The organism is Streptomyces phyllanthi, assembly GCF_009377205.1.
Lineage (GTDB): Bacteria > Actinomycetota > Actinomycetes > Streptomycetales > Streptomycetaceae > Streptomyces > Streptomyces phyllanthi.
The window spans coordinates 1-22,462 of the sequence record NZ_VJZE01000055.1 but is presented as its reverse complement, the minus strand read 5'-3'; the positions used below and the strand labels follow the sequence as shown (position 1 = coordinate 22,462).

At 70.1% G+C, this 22,462-nt stretch carries 15 protein-coding genes and 1 rRNA gene; 9 read left to right on the top strand and 7 right to left on the bottom strand.

Annotated features, from left to right (window positions below):
- The first annotated feature begins 406 nt into the window (after window positions 1-406).
- From FNH04_RS11290 to FNH04_RS11270, 5 genes are all read left to right on the top strand, one after another.
- Window positions 407-3,289: a nitrate- and nitrite sensing domain-containing protein gene (locus tag FNH04_RS11290; protein WP_152783046.1), complete on the top strand. Its 2,883-nt coding sequence runs from the start codon at window positions 407-409 to the stop codon at window positions 3,287-3,289.
- Window positions 3,286-3,717, top strand: a complete 432-nt coding sequence (locus FNH04_RS11285; protein WP_152783044.1) for a roadblock/LC7 domain-containing protein — start codon at window positions 3,286-3,288, stop codon at window positions 3,715-3,717. The genes FNH04_RS11290 and FNH04_RS11285 overlap by 4 nt, the downstream gene beginning before the upstream one ends.
- A gap of 18 nt (window positions 3,718-3,735) precedes the next feature.
- Window positions 3,736-4,131, top strand: a complete 396-nt coding sequence (locus tag FNH04_RS11280) for a DUF742 domain-containing protein (RefSeq protein WP_152783042.1) — start codon at window positions 3,736-3,738, stop codon at window positions 4,129-4,131.
- Between the two features lie 159 nt (window positions 4,132-4,290).
- Window positions 4,291-7,959 (top strand): hydantoinase B/oxoprolinase family protein, encoded by a 3,669-nt coding sequence (locus FNH04_RS11275; RefSeq protein WP_322722920.1) that lies wholly within the window; start codon window positions 4,291-4,293, stop codon window positions 7,957-7,959.
- Window positions 7,940-8,545 carry a GTP-binding protein gene (locus FNH04_RS11270; RefSeq protein WP_152783040.1) on the top strand — a complete coding sequence of 202 codons (606 nt, stop codon included), beginning with the start codon at window positions 7,940-7,942 and terminating at the stop codon, window positions 8,543-8,545. The genes FNH04_RS11275 and FNH04_RS11270 overlap by 20 nt, the downstream gene beginning before the upstream one ends.
- A gap of 114 nt (window positions 8,546-8,659) precedes the next feature.
- On the opposite strand, the gene glpK is transcribed toward FNH04_RS11270, so the two are convergent.
- The 4 genes from glpK to FNH04_RS11250 form a co-directional block, all read right to left on the bottom strand.
- Window positions 8,660-10,180 (bottom strand): glycerol kinase GlpK, encoded by a 1,521-nt coding sequence (gene glpK, locus FNH04_RS11265; protein ID WP_152783038.1) that lies wholly within the window; start codon window positions 10,178-10,180, stop codon window positions 8,660-8,662.
- A gap of 23 nt (window positions 10,181-10,203) precedes the next feature.
- Window positions 10,204-10,941: an MIP/aquaporin family protein gene (locus FNH04_RS11260; RefSeq protein WP_152783036.1), complete on the bottom strand. Its 738-nt coding sequence runs from the start codon at window positions 10,939-10,941 to the stop codon at window positions 10,204-10,206.
- 553 nt (window positions 10,942-11,494) lie between these two features.
- Entirely contained in the window at window positions 11,495-12,685 is a 1,191-nt protein-coding gene (locus FNH04_RS11255) for a lipid-transfer protein (protein ID WP_152783034.1), read from the bottom strand.
- Between the two features lie 4 nt (window positions 12,686-12,689).
- The gene (locus FNH04_RS11250) at window positions 12,690-13,136 is read right to left on the bottom strand and encodes a Zn-ribbon domain-containing OB-fold protein (RefSeq protein ID WP_152783032.1); all 447 of its coding nucleotides are present in this window, start codon (window positions 13,134-13,136) and stop codon (window positions 12,690-12,692) included.
- Window positions 13,137-13,437: 301 nt separating this feature from the next.
- Here FNH04_RS11250 and FNH04_RS11245 point away from each other — a divergent pair, with 301 nt between their 5' ends.
- The gene (locus FNH04_RS11245; RefSeq protein WP_322722919.1) at window positions 13,438-13,974 is read left to right on the top strand and encodes an NUDIX domain-containing protein; all 537 of its coding nucleotides are present in this window, start codon (window positions 13,438-13,440) and stop codon (window positions 13,972-13,974) included.
- Between the two features lies 1 nt (window position 13,975).
- Here the strand turns inward: FNH04_RS11245 and FNH04_RS11240 are convergent, their stop codons facing one another.
- Window positions 13,976-16,342 (bottom strand): glycoside hydrolase family 31 protein, encoded by a 2,367-nt coding sequence (locus tag FNH04_RS11240; protein ID WP_152783030.1) that lies wholly within the window; start codon window positions 16,340-16,342, stop codon window positions 13,976-13,978.
- A 212-nt stretch (window positions 16,343-16,554) separates the two neighbouring features.
- Between FNH04_RS11240 and FNH04_RS11235 the strand changes: the two genes are divergently transcribed.
- Both FNH04_RS11235 and FNH04_RS11230 read left to right on the top strand, forming a co-directional pair.
- Window positions 16,555-18,531 (top strand): acetoacetate--CoA ligase, encoded by a 1,977-nt coding sequence (locus FNH04_RS11235; protein WP_152783028.1) that lies wholly within the window; start codon window positions 16,555-16,557, stop codon window positions 18,529-18,531.
- 101 nt (window positions 18,532-18,632) lie between these two features.
- Window positions 18,633-19,529, top strand: a complete 897-nt coding sequence (locus tag FNH04_RS11230; protein WP_152783025.1) for a hypothetical protein — start codon at window positions 18,633-18,635, stop codon at window positions 19,527-19,529.
- 61 nt (window positions 19,530-19,590) lie between these two features.
- On the opposite strand, the gene ptsP is transcribed toward FNH04_RS11230, so the two are convergent.
- Both ptsP and FNH04_RS11220 read right to left on the bottom strand, forming a co-directional pair.
- Window positions 19,591-21,261 carry a phosphoenolpyruvate--protein phosphotransferase gene (gene ptsP, locus FNH04_RS11225; RefSeq protein WP_152783023.1) on the bottom strand — a complete coding sequence of 557 codons (1,671 nt, stop codon included), beginning with the start codon at window positions 21,259-21,261 and terminating at the stop codon, window positions 19,591-19,593.
- A 78-nt stretch (window positions 21,262-21,339) separates the two neighbouring features.
- Window positions 21,340-21,789 carry a PTS sugar transporter subunit IIA gene (locus FNH04_RS11220; protein ID WP_152783021.1) on the bottom strand — a complete coding sequence of 150 codons (450 nt, stop codon included), beginning with the start codon at window positions 21,787-21,789 and terminating at the stop codon, window positions 21,340-21,342.
- A 557-nt stretch (window positions 21,790-22,346) separates the two neighbouring features.
- Here FNH04_RS11220 and FNH04_RS11215 point away from each other — a divergent pair.
- A 16S ribosomal RNA gene (locus FNH04_RS11215) occupies window positions 22,347-22,462 on the top strand; the annotation flags it as partial.

Here is a 22,462-nt window from a genome sequence, read left to right as displayed (position 1 = left end):
CCACCGCCGGCAGCCAGTTCACTCCGGGACCATGAGACCCCGGCACCCCTCCTGTTGCCCGGCTTGCGCTGATTTACGCCGCCTGAGCGCGGCATGCGGCGCCTATGGCCGATTCCGCCCCCGATTCCTGTACAGAAAGACGAACGGCGTCCGCCAAAGATTCCCGGCGAACGAAGAATTCCGGCCAACCGGCAAGGTCCCCCGACGGGAAGTCAGCGTCCCAAGTGCCGGGCCGCAGGAGGCAATCTCCCGTAATGAACGGACAACTCCCCATGTCCCGCGCCCTGAACGGGGAGCACGGGCACGGACGGCCCTTCGAGTTACCTGTGTCCCAGTAGTAGGCTCACGGGCGTTTGTTGACGCACTTTGTGCCCTCGGTGCGGCGAGGGCCGAGCTGGGGGAGGCCATGCGCTTTCGCGGGAAGTCCATCCGCCGGAAGATCGTGGCGCTGCTTCTCGTGCCCCTGCTGTCCCTGACCGGCATCTGGGCCTTCGCGACGTTCCTCACGGCCCGGGACGTCAACCAGCTCTTCAAGGTCTCCTACGTCGTCGAGGAGATCGGCTACCCCACCGAGGACACCATCCAAGTCCTCCAGGAGGAGCGCCGCCAGACCCTCGTCTACCTCGCCGACCCCCGCGCCTCCGACGCCCTCACCGCTCTGAAACGCAGCCAGGACGCCACCGACGAAGCCGTTGCCGCCATCAGGAAGAAGGCCGAGGACAGCGACGTACAGGACGAGATGGGCGAGGACACCGCCACGCGCCTCACCACGATCCTGGACTCCCTCGACGGCCTCTCCTCCCTGCGCAGCGCCGTCGAGGCGGGCACTGTCGACGTCTCCCAGGCCCTGGAGGCCTACAACGACTTCGTGGACCCGTGCTTCACCATGCTGGCCAACCTTCACGTCCTGGACAACGTGGAGATGGACAAGGAAGGCCGTGCCCTCGTCAACGTAGCCCGCGCGCGTGAACTGCTCTCCCGCGAGGACGCGCTGCTCAGCTCGGCCTTCGTCTCGGGCAGCTTCACCCGCGACGAGATCCGTGACGTCTCGGACCTCGTCGCCCAGCGCACGCTGATGTACGAGGTCACCCTGCCCCTGCTGCCCGTCACGGAACGCGAACGCTTCGAGTACTACTGGGACAACGCGGGCACGGGCCCCCTGCGCGTCGCCGAACAGTCCGTCATCAACGCCGAGCCCGGCAAACCCAGCGGCGTCACCGCGAAGACCTGGGACAGCGCGGTGGACGATGTGCTCGACGAACTCGCCGAACTCAACATCGAGGCCGGCGACCGCTTCCAGGAGCGGGTCCGGCCGCTCGTCGTCACCGTCGTCCTCAAGGCCGTCATCGCGGGCGTGCTGGGCCTCGCCGCCCTGCTGTACTCGCTCTTCATGTCCGTACGCATCGGCCGGTCGCTCGTCCGCGACCTGCGCCGCCTGCGCCAGGACGCCCACGAGGCGGCTGGGGTCCGCCTGCCCAGCGTGATGCGCCGCCTCTCCGTGGGCGAGAAGGTCGACGTGGAGACCGAGGTCCCGCGCCTGGAGTACGACAAGACCGAGATGGGCGAGGTCGGACAGGCCGTCAACACCCTCCAGCGCGCCGCCGTCGAGGCCGCCGTCAAGCAATCCGAACTCCGCGACGGGATCTCCGAGGTCTTCGTCAACCTCGCCCGCCGCAGCCAGGTCCTGCTCCACAAGCAGCTCACCCTGCTCGACACCATGGAGCGCCGCACCGAGGACACCGAGGAACTCGCCGACCTGTTCCGCCTCGACCACCTCACCACGCGCATGCGCCGCCACGCCGAGGGCCTGGTCATCCTCTCCGGCGCCGCCCCGTCCCGGCAGTGGCGCAAACCCATCCAGCTCATGGACATCGTGCGCGCCGCCGTCGCCGAGGTCGAGGACTACGAGCGCATCGAGGTCCGTAGGCTGCCCCGGGTCGCCATCACCGGCCCGGCAGTCGCCGACCTCACCCACCTCGTGGCCGAACTCCTGGAGAACGCCACGGTGTTCTCACCACCGCACACCGCCGTCCAGGTCCTGGGCGAGCGCGTCGCCAACGGCTTCACCCTGGAGATCCACGACCGGGGTCTGGGCATGGCGGCCGAGGCTCTCCTGGAAGCCAATCTGCGCCTCGCCGAGACCCCCGAGTTCGAGCTGTCCGACACGGACCGGCTCGGTCTGTTCGTGGTCAGCCGACTGGCCCAGCGGCAGAACGTCCGCGTCTCCCTCCAGCCCTCGCCGTACGGCGGTACCACCGCCGTCGTCTTCATCCCCGACGCGCTCCTCACGGACGACATCCCGGACACCAACGGCGTCGGCTTCCGTCTCGACCGGGTCCATCCCTCCAGGGAGGCCGAACTCGAGGCGGAACGCCGGGCGGCCCTGTCCGAGGTACCCGTACGGCTCCCCGGCCTCCCGCCCTCGCTGCTGGACGGCCCGATCGAGCTGGAGGCCCCGGTCGACCTCGACGCACCGGTCGGCCTGGAAACGCCGTCAGGCCTGGACGCACCGGTCGGTCTGGGCGACGCCTTCGGTGGCTTCCCGGATGCCCTCGACGACGAGGACGGCGAGCGAGGCGGCCTGTTCCGGCCGCGCCACTCGATTGCCGGGGCCCCCGGCGAGCAGCAGCAGCGACGCGACCCCCGGGCCGAACCCGCCCACCTCGGCGACGCCGACACCAACGCTTCGGATGGCCCGGCACAGCTGCCCCGGCGCAGGGCGCCCAAGCTCGTCAGCTCGCACGGCCGCCCCGTGACGGAGAGGCCCCGGCGCGGGGACGGGAAGCCCTCGGAGAGGCCTGAACCGGCATCGTCGGCCGGACTCGAGGCGCCGAGGCCGCTGCCGGCCCGCCGCGGCGACCACGTCGGGCTGTCGGCCCTTCCGCCCGCCGACCGCAAGGAGTCGGGTGCGCGGTCCGTCTCCCGCGCCGCGCAGGAGCCGCCCGGGCTGCCCAGACGCCGTCGTGCGACCCCGCCGAACGAGACCACCGGGACCAGCCCGGGCGCGGCCACTGCGAGCGGCGAGGGAGAATCGGGGAACAGGCCGCTGCCCCGGCGCGTCCGGCAGGCCAGCCTGGCGCCGCAGCTGAAGGACGGCCCGGCACGGCGTGTCGAGCGCGACAGTGCCCGTACGGACGGCGCTGACCCGGCCGAACGCGACGCCGACGAGGTACGCAGCCGTATGGCCTCGCTCCAGCGGGGCTGGCAGCGCGGCCGAGAGGAGAACGTCGCGGGCGACGGGGCCCGCGACGGCTCAGCACGAGGAACGACTAAGGGGGACGGTCGATGACCGCACCGCAGGGCCCAGGGCCCAACGCCGCCGGCTCGGGATCCAAGGAGCTGAACTGGCTCCTCGACGACCTCGTGGAGCGCGTCGCCAGCATCCGCAAGGCGCTGGTGCTCTCCGGCGACGGGCTGCCCACCGGCTTCTCCAAGGACCTGACCCGCGAGGACAGCGAGCACCTGGCGGCCGTCTCCTCCGGCTTCCACAGCCTGGCCAAGGGCGTCGGCCGCCACTTCGAGGCGGGGAACGTCCGGCAGACCGTCGTCGAACTCGACGACGCCTTCCTGTTCGTCACGGCCGCCGGCGACGGCAGCTGTCTGGCCGTCCTCGCGGGCGGCGACGCGGACATCGGGCAGATCGCGTACGAGATGACCCTCCTCGTGAAGCGCGTCGGCGTGCATCTCGGTGCCGCTCCGCGCACCGATGTGCCCTAGGACGGGTAGTGGGATGTCATGAGCGGAGACGATCAGGGAAGAAGCCACTGGTTCGACGACGAGGCCGGACCGGTGGTCCGTCCGTACGCCATGACGCGGGGCCGCACCAGCCACGCGGTCCAGCACCGCCTCGATCTGATCGCGGTGGTCGTGGCGGAACCCCAGGCGGACGACCCGGAGGCGGACCACTCGCTGTCCCCGGAACACGTCGACATCGTCGGACTCTGCCGTGACACCCCCCAGTCGGTGGCCGAACTGGCCGCGGAACTGGACCTTCCCATCGGAGTGGTCCGCGTCCTCGTGGGGGACCTCGTGGACGAGGAACTGGTCCACGTGAAACGCCCCGTACCCCCAGCCGAACTGGTCGACGAGAGCATCCTCCGGGACGTGATCGACGGCCTCAGGGCACTGTGACCGAGCTGCCGCGCCTTCGCCGAGAAGCGTCCGCCGATGTGCGACGGGCGCTGAAGAAGCCCTCCCGATAGGATCTGACTGATCGTCGACGACCATCGGCAGTACGTCATCCACCAGCGTGCGGACACGGTGCCGAGCAGCGCGATCGGGGAGACGGACGTGACGACAGGCTGGCAGTTCTGGGTAGACCGGGGCGGTACCTTCACGGATGTCGTCGCGCGTCGCCCGGACGGCCGCCTGCTCACGCACAAGCTCCTCTCCGACAATCCCGCGCGGTACGCGGACGCCGCCGTGGAGGGCGTCCGCGTACTCCTGGACAGCTCCCCTGACCCCGTCGAGGCGGCCACCGTCGAAGCCGTCCGCATGGGCACCACCGTCGCCACCAACGCCCTCCTGGAACGCAAGGGCGAGCGCACCCTCCTCGTCGTCACCCGAGGCTTCCGCGACGCCCTGCGCATCGCCTACCAGAACCGCCCCCGCATCTTCGCCCGCCGCATCGACCTCCCCGAGCTGCTGTACGAGCGGGTCGTCGAGGTCGACGAGCGCCTCGCCGCCGACGGCACCGTGCTGCGCGCCCCCGACCTGGAGGCCCTCGCGGGCCCCCTCCAGGAGGCGTACGACGACGGAATCCGCGCGGTCGCCGTGGTCTGCCTGCACAGCCACCTCCACCCCGCCCACGAGCAGGCCGTCAGCGAGCTGGCCACCCGTATCGGCTTCCCCCAGATCTCGCTCTCCAGCGAGGTCAGCCCGCTGATGAAGCTCGTCCCACGCGGGGACACGGCCGTCGTCGACGCCTACCTGTCGCCCGTGCTGCGCCGCTACGTCCAGCACGTCGCCGACGAACTCCAGGGCGTACGGCTGATGTTCATGCAGTCCAACGGTGGCCTCGCCGAAGCGGGACAGTTCCGCGGCAAGGACGCCATCCTCTCCGGCCCCGCGGGCGGCATCGTCGGTATGGCCCGCATGTCGCAGCTCGCCGGCTTCGACCGCGTCATCGGCTTCGACATGGGCGGCACCTCCACCGACGTCTCGCACTTCGCAGGCGAGTACGAACGCGTCTTCACCACGCAGATCGCCGGGGTCCGGCTGCGCGCGCCCATGCTGGACATCAACACCGTCGCGGCGGGCGGCGGCTCGATCCTCCACTTCGACGGCTCCCGCTACCGCGTAGGGCCGGACTCGGCGGGCGCGGACCCGGGGCCCGCCTCCTACCGGGGCGGCGGCCCGCTCACCGTCACCGACGCCAACGTCATGCTCGGCCGCATCCAGGCCACCCACTTCCCCCGAGTGTTCGGCCCCGACGGCGACCAGTCCCTCGACGACGAACTCGTCCGCGAGCAGTTCGCCGCCCTCGCGCGCGAGATCCGCGACCGGACCGGTGACGACCGCACGCCCGAGCAGGTCGCCGAGGGCTACCTGCAGATCGCGGTCGCCAACATCGCGGGCGCCGTGAAGCGGATCTCGGTCCAGAAGGGGCACGACGTCACCCGGTACGCGCTCACCACCTTCGGCGGAGCGGGCGGACAGCACGCGTGCATGGTCGCCGACTCGCTCGGCATCCGCACCGTCCTCGTACCGCCCATGGCCGGCGTGCTCTCCGCCCTCGGCATCGGCCTCGCCGACACCACGGCCATGCGGGAACGGTCCGTCGAAACCCTCCTGGAACCGGCCTCGATGCCCGGTGTCCTGAAGACCGCCGACGACCTGGAGGGCGCCGCCCGCGCCGAACTCCTCGCCGAGGACGTCCCCGAGGACCGTATCCGCGTCACCCGCCGCGCCCAGCTCCGCTACGACGGCACCGACACGGCCCTCACCGTCGAGCTCGCGCAGCCCGCCACCATGCGCCAGGCCTTCGAAGAACGTCATCGCGCCACGTACTCCTTCACCCTCGACCGCCCGGTCGTCGTCGAAGCCCTCTCCGTGGAAGCCACCGGCATCACCGAACCCCCCGATCTCTCCGCCCTCGCCACGCACGAGGACCCCACCCGCACCGAAAACCCCCGCACCGAAAACCGTCCCGCCGCTCCCGGGACCGTCCGCCTCCACACGGGCGGCACCTGGCGCGACGTACCACTGCGCCGCCGCGAGCAGCTTCCGCCCGGCGAGACCGTCACCGGACCGGCGATCATCACCGAGGCCGGCGCCACCACGGTGGTGGACGACGGCTGGCAGGCGGCCATCACGGGCGACGGCCACCTGATCATGGAACGCGCGGCGATTACGGAGAGTTCCGATCTCGACACGCAAGTCGACCCGGTTCTGCTTGAGGTCTTCAACAACCTCTTCATGTCGATCGCCGAACAGATGGGCGCCCGCCTGGAGTCCACCGCCCTGTCGGTCAACATCAAGGAACGCCTGGACTTCTCCTGCGCCCTCTTCGACCCCGAGGGCAACCTGGTCGCCAACGCGCCCCACATCCCCGTGCACCTCGGTTCCATGGGCACGAGCGTCAAGGAGGTCATCCGGCGGCGCGGCGACAGGATGCGCAAGGGCGACACCTACGCCGTCAACGACCCGTACCACGGCGGCACCCATCTGCCCGACGTCACGGTGATCACCCCGGTCTTCGACACGGAGGGTGAGCGGATCCTGTTCCACGTCGCCTCGCGCGGCCACCATGCCGAGATCGGCGGCATCCAGCCGGGCTCCATGCCCGCGAACAGCCGCACCATCGAGGAGGAGGGCGTTCTCTTCGACAACTGGCTGCTCGCCGAGGCCGGCCGCCTCCGTGAGGAGGAGACCCTCCGCCTGCTCACCGAGGCGCCGTACCCCTCGCGCAGCCCCAGGACCAACCTCGCCGACCTGCGGGCCCAGATCGCCGCCAACCAGAAGGGCGTCGACGAGGTCGCCCGGATGATCGAGGACTTCGGTCTCGACGTCGTTCAGGCGTACATGAAGCACGTCCAGGACAACGCCGAGGAAGCGGTCCGCCGCGTCATCGACGCCCTCGACGACGGCGAGTACGCCTACGAGGCCGACTCCGGAGCCGTCATCCGCGTACGCGTGCGCGTGCACCGCGACAGCCGCTCCGCGACGATCGACTTCACCGGCACCTCCCCGCAGCTCACGAGCAACTTCAACGCCCCCTTCTCGGTGGTCGACGCTGCCGTCCTGTACGTCTTCCGCACCCTCGTCGCCGACGACATCCCCCTCAACGAGGGCTGTCTGCGCCCCCTGAACATCGTTGTCCCGCCCGGCTCGATGCTCGCCCCCGAACCCCCGGCCGCGGTCGTCGCGGGCAACGTGGAGACCTCGCAGGCCATCACCGGCGCCCTGTACGCGGCCCTGGGCGTCCAGGCCGAGGGCTCCGGCACGATGAACAACGTCACCTTCGGCAACGAGCGCCACCAGTACTACGAGACCGTCGCCTCCGGATCCGGCGCGGGTGACGGCTTCCACGGGGCGCCCGTCGTGCAGACCCACATGACCAACTCCCGTCTCACCGATCCCGAGGTCCTGGAGTGGCGGCTGCCCGTCCGGCTCGACGAGTTCGCGGTACGGCGGGGCAGCGGTGGCGCGGGACGCTGGCGCGGCGGGGACGGCGCCGTACGCCGCATCCGGTTCCAGGAGCCCATGACGGTCTCCACGCTCTCGCAGCACCGCAGGGTCCCGCCCTACGGCATGGCGGGCGGCGCGCCCGGAGCCCTCGGCGCCAACCGGGTCGAGCGCGCCGACGGCAGCGTCGTCCGACTCGGCGGAAGTGATTCGGTGGAAGTCGGCGCCGACGACGTACTAGTCATCGAAACCCCCGGCGGCGGGGGCTACGGGCCACCGCCGCGCGACCACGAACAAGCAGGAAGTGAGACCGATGATCTTCGGGCGTTCTGAGCGTGGCAAGCCCCCGGTCGAGCCCGTCACGCTCAAGATCCTGGTGGCCGGCGGTTTCGGCGTGGGCAAGACGACCTGCGTGGGCGCGGTCAGCGAGATCAAGCCCCTGCGCACGGAGGAGGTGCTCACCGAGGCGGGTCGCCCGGTCGACGACACCAGAGGTGTGGAGAACAAGCACACCACCACCGTCGCGATGGATTTCGGCCGCATCACGCTCCGCGAGGACCTCGTCCTGTACCTCTTCGGCACGCCCGGCCAGGACCGTTTCTGGTTCCTGTGGGACGAGCTCTCCACCGGCGCCCTGGGCGCGATCGTGCTCGCCGACACCCGCCGCCTCGAGGACTGCTTCGCCGCCGTCGACTACTTCGAACGGCGCTCCATCCCCTTCGTGATCGGCGTCAACTGCTTCGACGACGCCGTCCGTTACCCCGCCGAGGACATCCGCCAGGCCCTCGACCTCGACACCGGCACGCCGGTCGTCCTGTGCGACGCGCGCGAGCGGGAATCCGTCAAGGACGTCCTCGTCGCGGTCGTGCGGCACGCGATGGCGTACGCGGCCGAGCAGCGCCAGAGCATCACCACCTGACGTACGGCGCGGCCCGTACCCCCGCCGACCGGGGTACGGGCCGCAGTCCGGGGGCACGCGCGCGTGTGTTTCACGTCGGCTCACCCGAGCACCACGCGCGCGTGGACCTCGATATCAGCTCGCTCCGTCCTCCTCCCAGCCGAAGCTCTTCTCCACCGCCTTGCGCCAGTTGTGGTACTCGCGGTCGCGGATGGACGCCTCCATGGACGGTGTCCACTCGACGTCCTTCTGCCAGTGCGACTTCAGCTCGTCCAGGTCGTTCCACACGCCTGTGGCGAGCCCGGCCGCGTACGCGGCGCCCAGGCAGGTCGTCTCCGAGACCTTCGGGCGGATCACCGGCACGTCGAGAACGTCCGCCTGGTGCTGCATCAGCAGATTGTTCTTCGTCATTCCGCCGTCCACCTTCAGGGTGGTGATCCGCACCCCGGAGTCCTGGAACATGGCGTCCACGACCTCACGCGTCTGCCAGCTCGTCGCCTCCAGCACCGCGCGCGCGAGATGCCCCTTCGTGACGTACCGCGTCAATCCCGTGACGACCCCGCGCGCGTCGGACCGCCAGTAGGGCGCGAACAGGCCCGAGAACGCCGGCACGATGTACGCACCGCCGTTGTCCTCCACGCCCGCTGCCAGGGACTCGATCTCGTCAGCGGTACGGATGATGCCGAGCTGGTCGCGGAACCACTGCACCAGGGCACCCGTGATCGCGATCGACCCCTCCAGGCAGTACACCGGAGCATCGCTGCCGATCTTGTACCCCATGGTGGTGAGCAGCCCGCTCTTCGACGGCACGGGCCGGTTCCCGGTGTTGAGCAGCAGGAAGCTGCCGGTCCCGTACGTGTTCTTCGCCGTGCCCACGTCGTAGCAGGCCTGCCCGAAGACCGCCGCCTGCTGGTCGCCGAGCGCCGAGGCGACCGGCACTCCCGAGAGCTGGCCCACGGCGGTGCCGTACACCTCCGCGGAGGACCTGATCTCCGGGAGGACCGCCTCCGGGACGTTCATCGCCGAGAGGATCGAGGAGTCCCACTGGAGGGTCTCCAGGTTCATCAGCATGGTGCGTCCGGCATTGGTCACGTCGGTGACGTGCCGACCGCCGTCGGTACCGCCGGTCAGGTTCCAGATCAGCCAGGAGTCGATCGTGCCGAAGGCGATCTCGCCGCGCTCGGCACGGGCCCTGAGGCCGGGCACGTTGTCCAGCAGCCAGGCCGCCTTGGGCCCGGAGAAGTAGCTGGCCAGGGGCAGGCCGGTCTGTTCGCGGAAACGGTCCTGCCCGTCCGCGCCGCCGAGTTCGCCGCAGAGCGCGGCCGTGCGCGTGTCCTGCCAGACGATCGCGTTGTGCACGGGTTTGCCCGTGGCGCGGTCCCACAGGACTGTCGTCTCGCGCTGGTTGGTGATACCGAGCGCGCTGAGCTGGTCGGCGCGCAGGCCCGCTTTGGCGATCGCCCCTGCGACCACCGCCTGCACCTTGGACCAGATTTCGGTGGCGTCGTGTTCCACCCAGCCCGGCTTGGGAAAGATCTGGCGGTGCTCGCGCTGGTCGATGGCGACGATCGCGCCGCCCTGGTCGAAGATGATGCAGCGGCTCGAAGTGGTGCCCTGGTCGATTGCGGCGACGTACTTCTGGGTGTTGTCCGGCATGACGTCCCCTTACGTCAGTTGCGTCAGAAGGCTGCCTTGTAGATGAGACCCGCGAGTGCCCCTCCGACCAGCGGGCCGACGACCGGGATCCAGGCGTAACCCCAGTCGGAGGTTCCCTTGTTCGGGATGGGCAGGAACGTGTGCACGATGCGCGGGCCGAGGTCACGTGCCGGATTGATCGCGTAGCCGGTGGGCCCACCCAGGGAGAGGCCGATGCCGACGACCAGCAGGGACACGATCAGCACGAGGGTCCCGGACTCGCCGAGGCCCTTGGTGAGGCCGAAGGCGAGGATCGGCAGGACGAGAGCGATCGTCGCGATGATCTCGGTCATGAGGTTGGCGACCGTGTTCCGGATCTCCGGGATGGTCGAGAAGATCCCGAGGGTCGGCAGCGGCTCGTCCGCCGAGCCCACCTTGGGAACGTTGGCCTGGAACTGTGCGAAGTAGGTGAGGTACGCGAGGACGGCGCCCAGCATCGCGCCGACCATCTGGCCCAGCAGGTACACCCAGACCTTGTCCCACTTCCCCGTGTCGACGGCGATGCCGATCGTGACGGCCGGGTTGAGCTGACCACCCGACAGGGGAGCGGCGGTGTAGGCGCCGGCCAGCACGCCGAAGCCCCAGCCGAACGCGATGACGATCCAGCCCGAAGCCCTGGCCTTCGAGTGTCTGAGGGTGACGGCGGCGCACACGCCGGCGCCGAAGAGGATGAGGATCGCGGTACCGATGACCTCACCGACGAATATGTCTCCGTTGCTCATGGCGGCTCCTAGGCCCTGGGCCGGGGGTGATCACCCCCGGTCCTCCGTGCAGGGTGCGTTTCCCATGGCGACTTCAGCCGAAGGCAGGGAGGATCCCGCGCCCCACCCGGCCTCCGTGACGAGCGTGCCGTCGTAGCCGACTCGCCCGTGGGGATGGCCGTGACGCAGGCGGGGTTGCCCGAGCGGCGCAGTGCACAAAGTCACTGGAAATAGGCGATGCCGACTGACACCCGGAAGTGTTCACCGGCACCCAGGGAGCGTCAAGGTCGCGGACGACAACGGTTGGTGGAGGCTACGGGGGACAGGGACGCGTAGGGCCGGTGGGCAGTCCTGCCACAAGTCATCCACGACACACGACTTCTGGCTGTCCGTCAGGGGAGAACCGACCGCTGCACGGACCGGGCTCCGGCACGGGAACCGTACCGTCGGCCGAGCGCGGAACGGACCGTACCCGGCCCTGACGTACCCGCACCACACCGCCGGGTACCGCAGCGATACCACGGTGCGTCGCGCAGGCTCGCAGGAGCACCGAACCGCGATCACCGACCCACGATCACCGGACCGCGATCACCGACGAACCATGCCCGAACAGCCCCTGGTTCGCGGTGATCCCCACCCGCGCTCCCTCGACCTGCCGGTCACCCGCGACACCCCGCAACTGCCAGGTCAGCTCGCACACCTGGGCGATGGCCTGTGCCGGAACCGCCTCCCCGAAGGAGGCCAGTCCGCCGCTGACGTTCACCGGTATTCGCCCGCCGAGGGCCGTGGCGCCCTCGCGGAGCAACTTCGCCCCCTCGCCCTCGACGCACAGCCCGAGGTCCTCGTACCACTGCAACTCCAGCGCCGTGGACAGGTCGTACACCTCGGCGAGCGACAGGTCCTCCGGTCCGAGACCGGCCTCCTCGAACGCCGCCCGCGCGATGGATGCCCGGAAGGTGTCGGACGGCGGCTCCACCGCCACCGCCGAGTCCGTCGCGATGTCCGGGAGGTCCAGCACGGTGTTCGGATAGCGCGGCGTCACCGTGGACACCGCCCGGATCCGCACGGCGTCGGCCGCACCGTGCCTCCGCGCGAACTCGAGGCTGGACAACACCAGAGCGGCACCACCGTCCGAGGTCGCGCAGATGTCGAGCAGCCGCAGCGGATCGGCGACCGTCGCGGATGCGGCGACCTCCTCCGCGGTGACCCGCTTGCGGTAGCGCGCGTACGGATTCAGCGCCCCCGAGGCGGCGTTCTTCACCTTGACCTGGGCGAAGTCCTCCACCGTGTCCCCGTGCAGGGCCATCCTCCGGCGCGCATACAGCCCGAAGTACGCCGGATTGGTCGCCCCGAGGATCCGGAACCGCAGCCAGTCGGGGTCGTCGGGCCGGTCCCCGCCCGCCGGCCGGAAGAACCCTTTGGGCGCCGCGTCGGCCCCCACCACGAGGACGACGTCCGCGAGCCCCGCCAGGATCTGCGCCCGTGCCGTGGCGACGGCCTGCGCCCCGGAGGCGCAGGCCGCGTACACGCTTGCGACGCGGGCCCCCTGCCAGCCCAGGGCCTTCGCGAACGTCGCCCCCGCCACATAGCCCGGATAGCCGCCACGCACGGTGTCCGCGCCGACGATCGAGCCGACGTCCCGCCAGGCGACCCCAGCGTCGGCGAGCGCCTCGCGCGCGGCCACCGTCCCGTACTCGACGAAACTTCTTCCCCACTTGCCCCACGGATGCATGCCCGCACCGAGGACTGCCACGTCGTCCGTCATGCCGTCACCCCCGTGTCCCCGTCGGCCGCCAGTGCCAGGTCGTCCAGGTCGTCTCCGCGTCCTCGTCGAGCACCCCGGGGACGACCTCCACCTCCATGCCCACCGTCAGATCGGCGACGGTGACTCCGGTAACCGCCTGCCCGAGCACCACGAGGCGCTCGGCGGTCAGTTCCACAGCGATCAACGTACGGGGCTCCCACGGAAGTTCCGGATCGGACACGTAGGGTGACGGAGGTCGGTACCGTCCGTCCGTGTAGGACCAGACGCGCCCGCGCCGGGACAGCGGCACCTCCTCCAGGGCGCCGCCGGAGCAGCCCGGATTGCGGCAGAAGGTGTCCTCGCGCGGGAAGAAGACCGAGGCACATGCCGAGCAGCGCGTACCGAGGAGATGGAAGTCATCGCCCTCCCCGGTGAACCAGCCCGTGACGACAGGTGTGCGTGTACGAGACAAGATTCCCCCACGGCGGCCAAATCTGACGGAACGTCAGAAGTGTGCCATGGGCAACCGTAATTTGGCAGTGCGTCACGGCGAACCAACCGTGCCTCACTGGCGTCGGAGTATCGGGAGGGACAGCCGGGGCCCACGGGGGTGGTTCCGGCCGTCCCTCCCGTCGGCGCTGCGCTTGCAGGAACCACCGATCCGGTGACGGCAAGGGCGCCAGGACACCTGGGTCACACCCGCACCCACGGGTCGTCGGCGCACGAGCAACCCCCACGAGACGCCCTCCACCTGATCGGATACAGTCCGCCGCGTGTCCGCAACTCAACAACCAATCGCCAACACCGCACCGGACTCACACTGTTCGAGCTGCGGAGCGCCCTACGGCGAGGGCGTCTCGGGCTGGCCCCGCACCTGCGCGGTCTGCCACACGGTCGCTTACCGCAACCCGCTGCCCGTCGCGGTGGCGTTGCAGCCCGTGTACGACACCAAGGGCACTGCCCTGGTCGTCATCACCCGAACCATCGCCCCCGCGCGCGGGGGCACCGCCCTGCCCGGCGGGTTCATGGACCACCGGGAGGACTGGCGCGCTGCCGTCGTCCGCGAGCTCAAGGAGGAGACGGGTATCGACGCGGCCGAGCGCGACGTCCGCCTCGCCGACGCGATGAGCTCACCCGACGGCCACCTGCTCCTCTTCGGGCTGCTCCCGGAACGTCCGGCCACCGGCCTGCCGGCGTCCGCCGCCACGGACGAGACCGAGGGCTGGCAACTGCTGCGCAGGCCCACCGAACTCGCCTTCCCGCTGCACACCCTGGCGGTCCAGGCGTTCTTCGAGGGCCGGTACATCTGAGTCACGGCCGGGCGAGTCCGCGCACCCGTACGGGATACGGGAGCTCGCCCGGCCCGTCGCCCTCGTGCCGCTCGACGACCACCCGCCGCTTCTTCCAGCGCGTCACATAGCGCTCGACCTTCGGCTCGTCCCAGCCGTCGCCCCCGTCGGCCACCACGAACCCGCCCCCGGTCCGGCCGCGCCTGGGCGCCCACACCTCCAGCTCCAGCCCGCCGTCGGCTCCCCGGACAGGCAGAACGGCACCCGCGCGCGCGAGCACCGGGATCCGTGACAAGGGCGCTTCGACCAGCGCCTGCCCCGGCCCCTCGTACGCCTCCCCGGTCGCCGTGTCGTACCACCGCCCCCGGGGCAACTGCACCGCACGCCGGTCCGCACCCGGGTCCAGCACCGGCGCCACCAGCAGGGCATCGCCGAGCAGAAAGGCATCCTCGCAGTCGCGCAATGCGCGGTCCTCAGGCATGCCCCACCACACCGGCCGCACGTACGGCGCTCCCGTACGCCGTGCCAGATGCGACAGGGTCACGAAGTACGGCAGAAGACGCCGCCGCTCGACGAGCGCCACGCGCGCGTGGGCCAGCACCTCCTCCCCGAACTCCCAGGGCTCCCTGCGCCCCGCCCGCAGACTCGCGTGCGTACGGAACAGCGGCAGATACGCGCCCAGCTGAAACCACCGCAGATACAGCTCCGGAGACGGGCTCCCGTCGAAACCACCCACATCGGGGCCCGAATACGGCACACCGCACAGCCCCAGCCCCAGCACCAGCGACAGCGATGCCCGCAGCCCCGGCCAGCCCGTGGCCACATCCCCGGACCACGTGCCCCCGTAACGCTGCATTCCTGCCCACCCGGAGCGCGAGAAGAGAAACGGCCGTTCCTTGGGGACGAGTCCGCACAACCCCTCGTACGCGGCCTGGGCCATGCACAGCGCGTACACGTTGTGGGCCTCACGATGGTCACCGCCCCGGCCCTCCAGATCGTGCCGGGCCGAACGGGGCAGCGTGTTCTCCCCGAAGGCCGCGAACGACGTGGGCTCGTTCATGTCGTGCCAGAACCCGGCGAAGCCCTGCGTCAGCCGCTCCTCGTAGAGTCCGCCCCACCACTCGCGTACACGCGCGCGCGTGAAGTCCGGGTACACCGACTCACCGGACCACACGACGCCCTCCACGAGCCGCCCCGCGGCATCCCGCACGAAGGCGTCCTCGGCCAGCCCGGCGTCGTACACCGCGACGCCCGGCTCGGACCGCACCGCGGGGTCGACGATCGACACCAGCCGGATCCCGTCCCTTCCCAGGTCCTCGGCGAGCAACGGCAGCTTCGGGAAGCGGTCCTTGTCGACCGTGAACACCTGGTGCGCGTCGTAGTGGTCGATGTCCAGATGCACCGCGTCCAGGGGCAGACCGTGCTCCTGGTAGCCCGAAACGATCCGCCGAACCTCCTGCTCGCTGCCAAAGCCCCAGCGCGCGTGATGATGCCCCAGCGCCCACGGGGGCGGCAGCGCGGGCGCACCCGTGAGCGCCGCCCAGGCGTGCAACACGCGCGCGGGGGTGCCCACCATCACCCAGCAGCGCAACGGGCCGCCGTCCACACGCAGCTCACTCGTCCCGGCCCGGTCATGCCCGGAGCCGGCGCCCTCCTCGCCCCCGCACAGCGTCACCGTGCCGTCCCACGAGGTGTCGTGGAACACCAGATGCGTGCCCGCGTCGGCCACGACCATCTGCACCGGCATGGTGATGTACAGCGGATCGTCCTCAGGAGCGAACGTATGCCCGGGGTCGGTGTTCCAGAGGCGATACGTTCCGTCACGCAGCCGAGGCCCCGACGCGCGCCCACCCAGACCGAAGAACCGTGCGTCGGCGGACACCTCGGAACGCTGCATCCAGCGCGCCGCGCCCCCACCGACCGGCTCCCACCACCGGGGTGGCAGATCCCGGCGCAGGAGCACCCCACCCGGTGTCTGCACCTCGACGGCACCGTGCCGCGACACCACGACCGTCACCCGCTCCGCCACCACCCGCCACGCGCCGTCCTTGTCCGGCTCCAGGACCGCCCGCGGATCCGGCTCGGGGCAAGGGCCCGCGAGCGCGTACGACGGCTCCGGCCCGGCACCGTCCCAGCCCCAGAAGACAGCGCCGCTCGTGGCGACGGTGATCCGCAACTCGGACCGTGTGAACCGGACGACCCCACCACCGGGCCCCGGCTCGACCCCCTGGACGGGCCCGGGCACCCGCGCTCGCTCGGCGCCCCGCTCGGGCAGCCCGGCGGCATCGGCCCGCCTCCTCCGCCATGCCGCACGCACCGCGCGAACCCTCTGCGCCGCCCCCACCAAACCGACCGCCTTTATCGAACGCACCAGGTCACGACCCTCCATACTGCTCACCCTGCCACCGACTCGCCCAAGGAGGTGAGCTGTTCAACTGTCGTTCACCCGTGGTGAAGGCACACCTTCACGACGCCGACCATGTGTGCCGCGCCCTGGTGAAGAAGTCGATCACATGGCATCGTCCGTATCAGCCGCGCGACGCGCACACCCAGCCCGTGCGCGACAGCCGCACACGACGCGCACAGTCCGGGAGCCGACCCATGACCTCAGCGAACGAAGCACCGCTCTGGCAGCCCGATCAGGCACGCATCGCCCGGGCACAGATCACCGAGTTCCAGGCATGGGCGGCCGAACACCATGGAGCGCCGTCCGAGGGCGGTTACGCGGCCCTGCACCTCTGGTCCGTCGAGGAACTCGAGACCTTCTGGAAGGCCGTCACCGAGTGGTTCGACATACGGTTCTCCACCCCTTACGCGCGCGTACTCGCGGACCGCTCCATGCCGGGAGCCCAGTGGTTCCCCGGGGCGACCCTCAACTACGCCGAACACGCCCTCCGCGCGGCCGCCACCCGCGCAGACGAACCGGCCCTCCTGCACGTCGACGAGACCCACGAGCCGCGCCCGGTGACCTGGTCCGAGCTGCGCCGCCAGGTAGCCTCCCTCGCCGCCGAGCTGCGCGCCCTCGGTGTACGTCCCGGAGACCGCGTCAGCGGCTACCTCCCGAACGTCCCCCAGGCCGTCGTCGCCCTCCTCGCCACGGCCGCCGTGGGCGGCGTGTGGACCTCCTGCGCCCCCGACTTCGGCGCCCGTAGCGTCCTCGACCGGTTCCAGCAGGTCGAACCGGTCATCCTGTTCACGGTCGACGGCTACCGCTACGGCGGCAAGGAGCACGACCGCCGCGACATCGTCGCCGAACTCCGCCGCGAACTGCCCACCCTGCGCGCAGTCGTCCACATCCCGCTCCTGGGGACCGGAGCCCCTGAGGGCGCCCTGGAATGGTCCTCGCTGACCTCCGCGGACGTGGAGCCGGTCTTCGAACAGGTCCCGTTCGACCACCCCCTGTGGGTGCTCTACTCCTCCGGCACGACCGGCCTCCCCAAGGCCATCGTCCAGTCCCAGGGCGGCATCCTGGTCGAACACCTCAAGCAGCTCGGTCTCCACTGCGACCTGGGCCCCGAGGACCGCTTCTTTTGGTACACGTCCACCGGCTGGATGATGTGGAACTTCCTCGTCTCCGGCCTGCTCACCGGCACCACGATCGTCCTGTACGACGGCAGCCCCGGATACCCCGACACGGGCGCCCAATGGCACGTGGCCGAACGCACCGGGGCAACCCTCTTCGGCACCTCCGCCGCGTACGTCATGGCCTGTCGCAAGGCCGGTATCCACCCGGCCCGCGACTACGACCTCTCCCGCGTTCAGTGTGTCGGCACCACGGGCTCCCCGCTGCCGCCGGACGGCTTCCGCTGGCTGCACGACGAGTTCGCGGCAGCCGGGGCCGACCTGTGGATCGCCTCCGTCAGCGGCGGCACCGACGTGTGCTCCTGCTTCGCGGGAGCCGTCCCCACCCTCCCGGTGCACATCGGCGAACTCCAGGCCCCCGGCCTCGGCACCGACCTCCAGTCCTGGGACCCCGGCGGCAAACCCCTCACCGACGAAGTCGGCGAACTCGTCGTCACCAATCCGATGCCGTCCATGCCGATCCACTTCTGGAACGACCCCGACGGCACCCGCTACCACGACAGCTACTTCGACACCTACCCCGGAGTCTGGCGTCACGGCGACTGGATCACCGTCACCTCACGCGGCTCCGTCGTCATTCACGGCCGCTCCGACTCCACGCTCAACCGTCAGGGCGTACGCATGGGCTCGGCCGATATCTACGAAGCCGTCGAGCGCCTCCCCGAGATCAAAGAGTCCCTCGTCATCGGCATCGAACAGCCCGACGGCGGTTACTGGATGCCCCTCTTCGTCCACCTCGCCCCAGGAGCCGCCCTCGACGAGGCCCTCCTGAACCGCATCAAGCAGACCATCCGCGAACAGCTCTCCCCCCGTCATGTCCCCGACGAGATCATCCAGGTACCCGGAGTCCCGCACACCCTGACCGGCAAACGCATCGAGGTCCCGGTCAAACGACTCCTCCAGGGCAGCCCCCTGGAAAAGGCGGTCAACCCCGGCTCCATCGACAACCTCGACCTCCTGCGCTTCTACGAGGACCTGGCCCGCGAACGCGCCTGACCGACACACCCCTCCGCCCCCCGAACCCCTCGCCCGACGGGCGTTGTCAGTGCCGCCGATTACTGTGAGTGAGCATTGATCGACTGCACAAAGGGGGAACCATGGCACGCACCCAGCACCGAACCATGCGACGCGTCCTGCGCCGCGAGATCGCCGGAACGATCGGCCTGCTGACGGACGAGCACGACTTCAAGGCGATGCGGCGCTACCGCACCTTCACCTTCGACGACCACACGACCTACCTTCAGCAGGTGGAAGCCCTGCTCCGGACACTCGCCTCCCAGGGCAGCCACACCAGGGTCGCCCTCTTCGACCCCGAGGAGTACGCGGAGTTCTGCGCCGAGACCGGCCTGGAACCCGACACCCCGACGAGCCGCACCCGCTTCACGGCCGAACTGGCCGCCACGGGTCCCAGCGTCCCGTACCAGGGCCAACGCCTCGACGAACTCGTCCCCGAACTGGTCGACGAGGCCGTCCGCCAGGCCACATGGCAGTACGCGACCACGCTCCTGGCCGAAATCGGCGGCTGCGCATCCTGCGGCGAGGACATCGGCCGCGCCGCCTTCGCCCGCGCCTCGTACCTGCTCACCCGCATCCTCGACACCGCCGGCCCCGGCGAGCGACACCTCGTGTGCAGCGTCTCGGCCGCGCCCGATCCACTCGTGGCCGTCCTGTGGGCCGACGACAACCCCGACGGCACGGTCCGCCTCGACGAGACCGAGACCCTCGAATTCACCACGGTCCTGGCCGTCGGTATGGCCACCCGGAGCGCCGGCGGGCTCGTCATGCGGACCAGCGCTCCCGGCACCACCGACCGCGTCTACGGCTGGCGCCTGCGCGGAGAAGGACTCGAGCCCCTCACCGCGGGTGAGGTCTTCGACGCGTACTGCACCGACATCGAATCCGGAGACCTCGTCTCACCGGAATCGGGCGTCGACTACTGCGTCCCGCCCGACCTCGGAGACGAAGGAACGATGAAGGGAGGACACAGCCACTGAGCGCGGCAGGGGCGCCCCACACAGGTGGAGCGCCCCTGGACCACGCCGATCGCGTACGCCGCTACTCGCCGGACAACACCGCCTGAGCCGCGTTCCGCGCCTCCTCGGCGGTGTCCGCCGCACGCGCGGCGGCCGCTGCGCGCTCGCACTGGGCCAGCGTGTACTTCGCCAACGTCGCCCGCACATAAGGAATCGATGCCGCACCCATGGACAGGGAGGTGACCCCCAGACCGGTCAGCACACACGCCAGCAGCGGGTCGGAGGCGGCCTCACCACAGACCCCGCAGCTCTTGCCCTCGGCCTTCGCCGCCTCGGCGGAGAGAGCCACCAGGTCGAGCAGCGCGGGCTGCCACGGGTCCTGCAGCCGCGACACCGCGCCCACCTGCCGGTCGGCAGCGAACGTGTACTGCGCGAGGTCGTTGGTTCCCAGCGACAGGAACTCGACCTCCTGCAGGATCGACCGTGCCCGCAGAGCGGCCGACGGGATCTCCACCATGGCGCCGAACTTCGCCTGCAGCCCGGCAGCGCGACACGCGTCCGCGAACGCCTTCGCGTCGGTGCGGTCCGCCACCATCGGAGCCATGACCTCGAGGTAGACCGGCAGTCCCTCCGCGGCCTTCGCGAGAGCGGTCAGCTGCGTCCGCAGCACCTCAGGGTGGTCGAGGAGCGTCCGCAGCCCCCGCACGCCCAGCGCCGGGTTCGGCTCATCCCCCGGCGTGAGAAAGTCCAGCGGCTTGTCCGCGCCCGCGTCGAGCACACGTACGACGACACGGCCTTCGGGGAACGCCTCCAGTACCTGCCGGTACGCATCGACCTGCTTCTCCTCGGACGGCGCCTTCTTGCTGTCGTCCAGGAAGAGGAACTCGGTACGGAACAGCCCGACACCCTCGGCCCCGGCCTCAACAGCGGCCGGAACATCCGCGGGCCCACCCACGTTGGCCAGCAGCGGCACCTTGTGCCCGTCGGAGGTGGCACCCGGCCCGGTCGAAGCGGCCAGTGCTGCCTTGCGCTCCGCCGCCGCGGCCTCCAGCTCGGACTTCTTCTCCGCGCTGGGCTCCACGAATATCTCACCGGTGCTGCCGTCCACGGCGATCACCGTGCCCTCGGCCAGCTCACCCGCCCCGGGCAGCGCGACCACAGCCGGCACCCCGAGCGCCCGCGCGAGAATCGCACTGTGGCTGGTCGGTCCGCCTTCTTCGGTGACGAACCCGAGCACCAGCGTCGGATCCAGCAGCGCGGTGTCGGCCGGCGCGAGGTCGCGCGCGATCAGGACGTACGGCTCGTCGCTGTCCGGGACACCCGGCATGGGCACCCCGAGCAGCCGGGCGACGATACGGTTCCGCACGTCGTCCAGGTCGGCAACGCGGCCGGCGAGGTATTCACCGGCGCCCGCGAGCAGGGCACGGTAGGCGGCGAACGCGTCGTACACCGCGCGCTCGGCCGTGCTGCCGACCGTGATACGACGCTCCACATCCGCCATCAACTCGGGGTCCTGGGCCATCAGGGCCTGGGCCTCCAGCACCGCCTGGGCTTCGCCCCCCGCCAGATTGCCGCGCGCCGTCAGATCGGCCGCCACAGCCTCCACGGCCTTGCGGGCCCGCCCCTGCTCCCGCTCCGCATCCTCAGCGGGTATCTGCTTCGCAGGCGGTTCCAGCACCGCCGTTCCCATGTGCCGAACTTCGCCGATCGCCACACCGTGGCTCACACCGACGCCTTGCAGCGTTGTCTCCATCTCACCTGTCTCCGATAGTGCGGCGGATCCCACCGCCGCGGTGGTTGTCCGACTCGCCGTCCCGTGACGGCGCTGCTGTCACTGCCAGCCGAAGAGCTCGTCGCCGGCCTTGACATCGCCGTCCTCGCGGAGGCCGGTGAGAGAGTTGGCCGTGGCTTCGAGCGCCACGATCGGGCAGATCGGAGACTTGCCCGCGGCCTCGACGGCGGCGGGGTTCCAACGCACCACTGCCTGGCCACGCGTCACGGTGTCGCCCTTGCTGACGAGCAGCTCGAAGCCCTCGCCGTTGAGCTGCACGGTGTCAATACCGAGGTGCGTGAGCACTCCGTGGCCATCACCGTCGACCACGACGAAGGCATGTGAGTGGAGAGAGACGATGACCCCGTCCACGGGAGCGACGGCCTCGGAGGCCTCCCGCACGGGGTCGATTGCTGTGCCGGGTCCTACCATCGCTCCCGAGAAGACGGGGTCGGGTACCGCGGCGAGTCCGATGGCCCGCCCTGCGAGGGGGGACGTCACGGTGGTCATGGGAAGCCTCCCAGAGGCGTTTCATGGGCCGTCACTGCCTGTCCTGGACGGCGCACTGGGGAGCAGGGTATGTCATATGAACTGCCGGTTCCCCGTGTGACGTACCGGTTGCGGCCCCTGGACCCCGGGGTAGCGATTTGCGTCTGCCTCAGAGCCGGATGTAGAGTCGTACACCTGCTTGGGAGCGGAGCGACACGAACGAGTGTCCCCCACCCGGCAGCATCCAACTCGTTCAGATCCTGATCTCAGGACTCTTCTGCGTGTCCGCAGACAGTGGTCAGAGAGACGGAAAAACACTGATAGAGTCGGAAACACCGAAGGGAAGCGCCCGGAGGAAAGCCGCGAGAGAGTCTCTCGGGTGAGTACGAAGGAAGCGTCCGTTCCTTGAGAACTCAACAGCGTGCCAAAAATCAACGCCAGATATGTTGATACCCCGTCTCCAGCATCAGCTGGGACGAGGTTCCTTTGAAGAAAACACAGCGAGGACGCTGTGAACCACTGGGTTATTCCTCTGGTGGTTCCGCTCTCGTGATGTGTCACCGGATGACCGGTAAACATTCACGGAGAGTTTGATCCTGGCTCAGGACGAACGCTGGCGGCGTGCTTAACACATGCAAGTCGAACGATGAAGCCCTTCGGGGTGGATTAGTGGCGAACGGGTGAGTAACACGTG

Coding starts and splice junctions, on each gene's coding strand:
- FNH04_RS11260 (WP_152783036.1), bottom strand. CDS start 10,941: ATGAGCAACGGAGACATATTCGTCGGTGAGGTCATCGGTACCGCGATC.
- FNH04_RS11255 (WP_152783034.1), bottom strand. CDS start 12,685: ATGACGGACGACGTGGCAGTCCTCGGTGCGGGCATGCATCCGTGGGGC.
- FNH04_RS11220 (WP_152783021.1), bottom strand. CDS start 21,789: ATGACCACCGTGACGTCCCCCCTCGCAGGGCGGGCCATCGGACTCGCC.
- FNH04_RS11285 (WP_152783044.1), top strand. CDS start 3,286: ATGACCGCACCGCAGGGCCCAGGGCCCAACGCCGCCGGCTCGGGATCC.
- FNH04_RS11235 (WP_152783028.1), top strand. CDS start 16,555: ATGACCTCAGCGAACGAAGCACCGCTCTGGCAGCCCGATCAGGCACGC.
- FNH04_RS11280 (WP_152783042.1), top strand. CDS start 3,736: ATGAGCGGAGACGATCAGGGAAGAAGCCACTGGTTCGACGACGAGGCC.
- FNH04_RS11290 (WP_152783046.1), top strand. CDS start 407: ATGCGCTTTCGCGGGAAGTCCATCCGCCGGAAGATCGTGGCGCTGCTT.
- ptsP (WP_152783023.1), bottom strand. CDS start 21,261: ATGGAGACAACGCTGCAAGGCGTCGGTGTGAGCCACGGTGTGGCGATC.
- FNH04_RS11240 (WP_152783030.1), bottom strand. CDS start 16,342: ATGGAGGGTCGTGACCTGGTGCGTTCGATAAAGGCGGTCGGTTTGGTG.
- FNH04_RS11230 (WP_152783025.1), top strand. CDS start 18,633: ATGGCACGCACCCAGCACCGAACCATGCGACGCGTCCTGCGCCGCGAG.
- glpK (WP_152783038.1), bottom strand. CDS start 10,180: ATGCCGGACAACACCCAGAAGTACGTCGCCGCAATCGACCAGGGCACC.
- FNH04_RS11270 (WP_152783040.1), top strand. CDS start 7,940: ATGATCTTCGGGCGTTCTGAGCGTGGCAAGCCCCCGGTCGAGCCCGTC.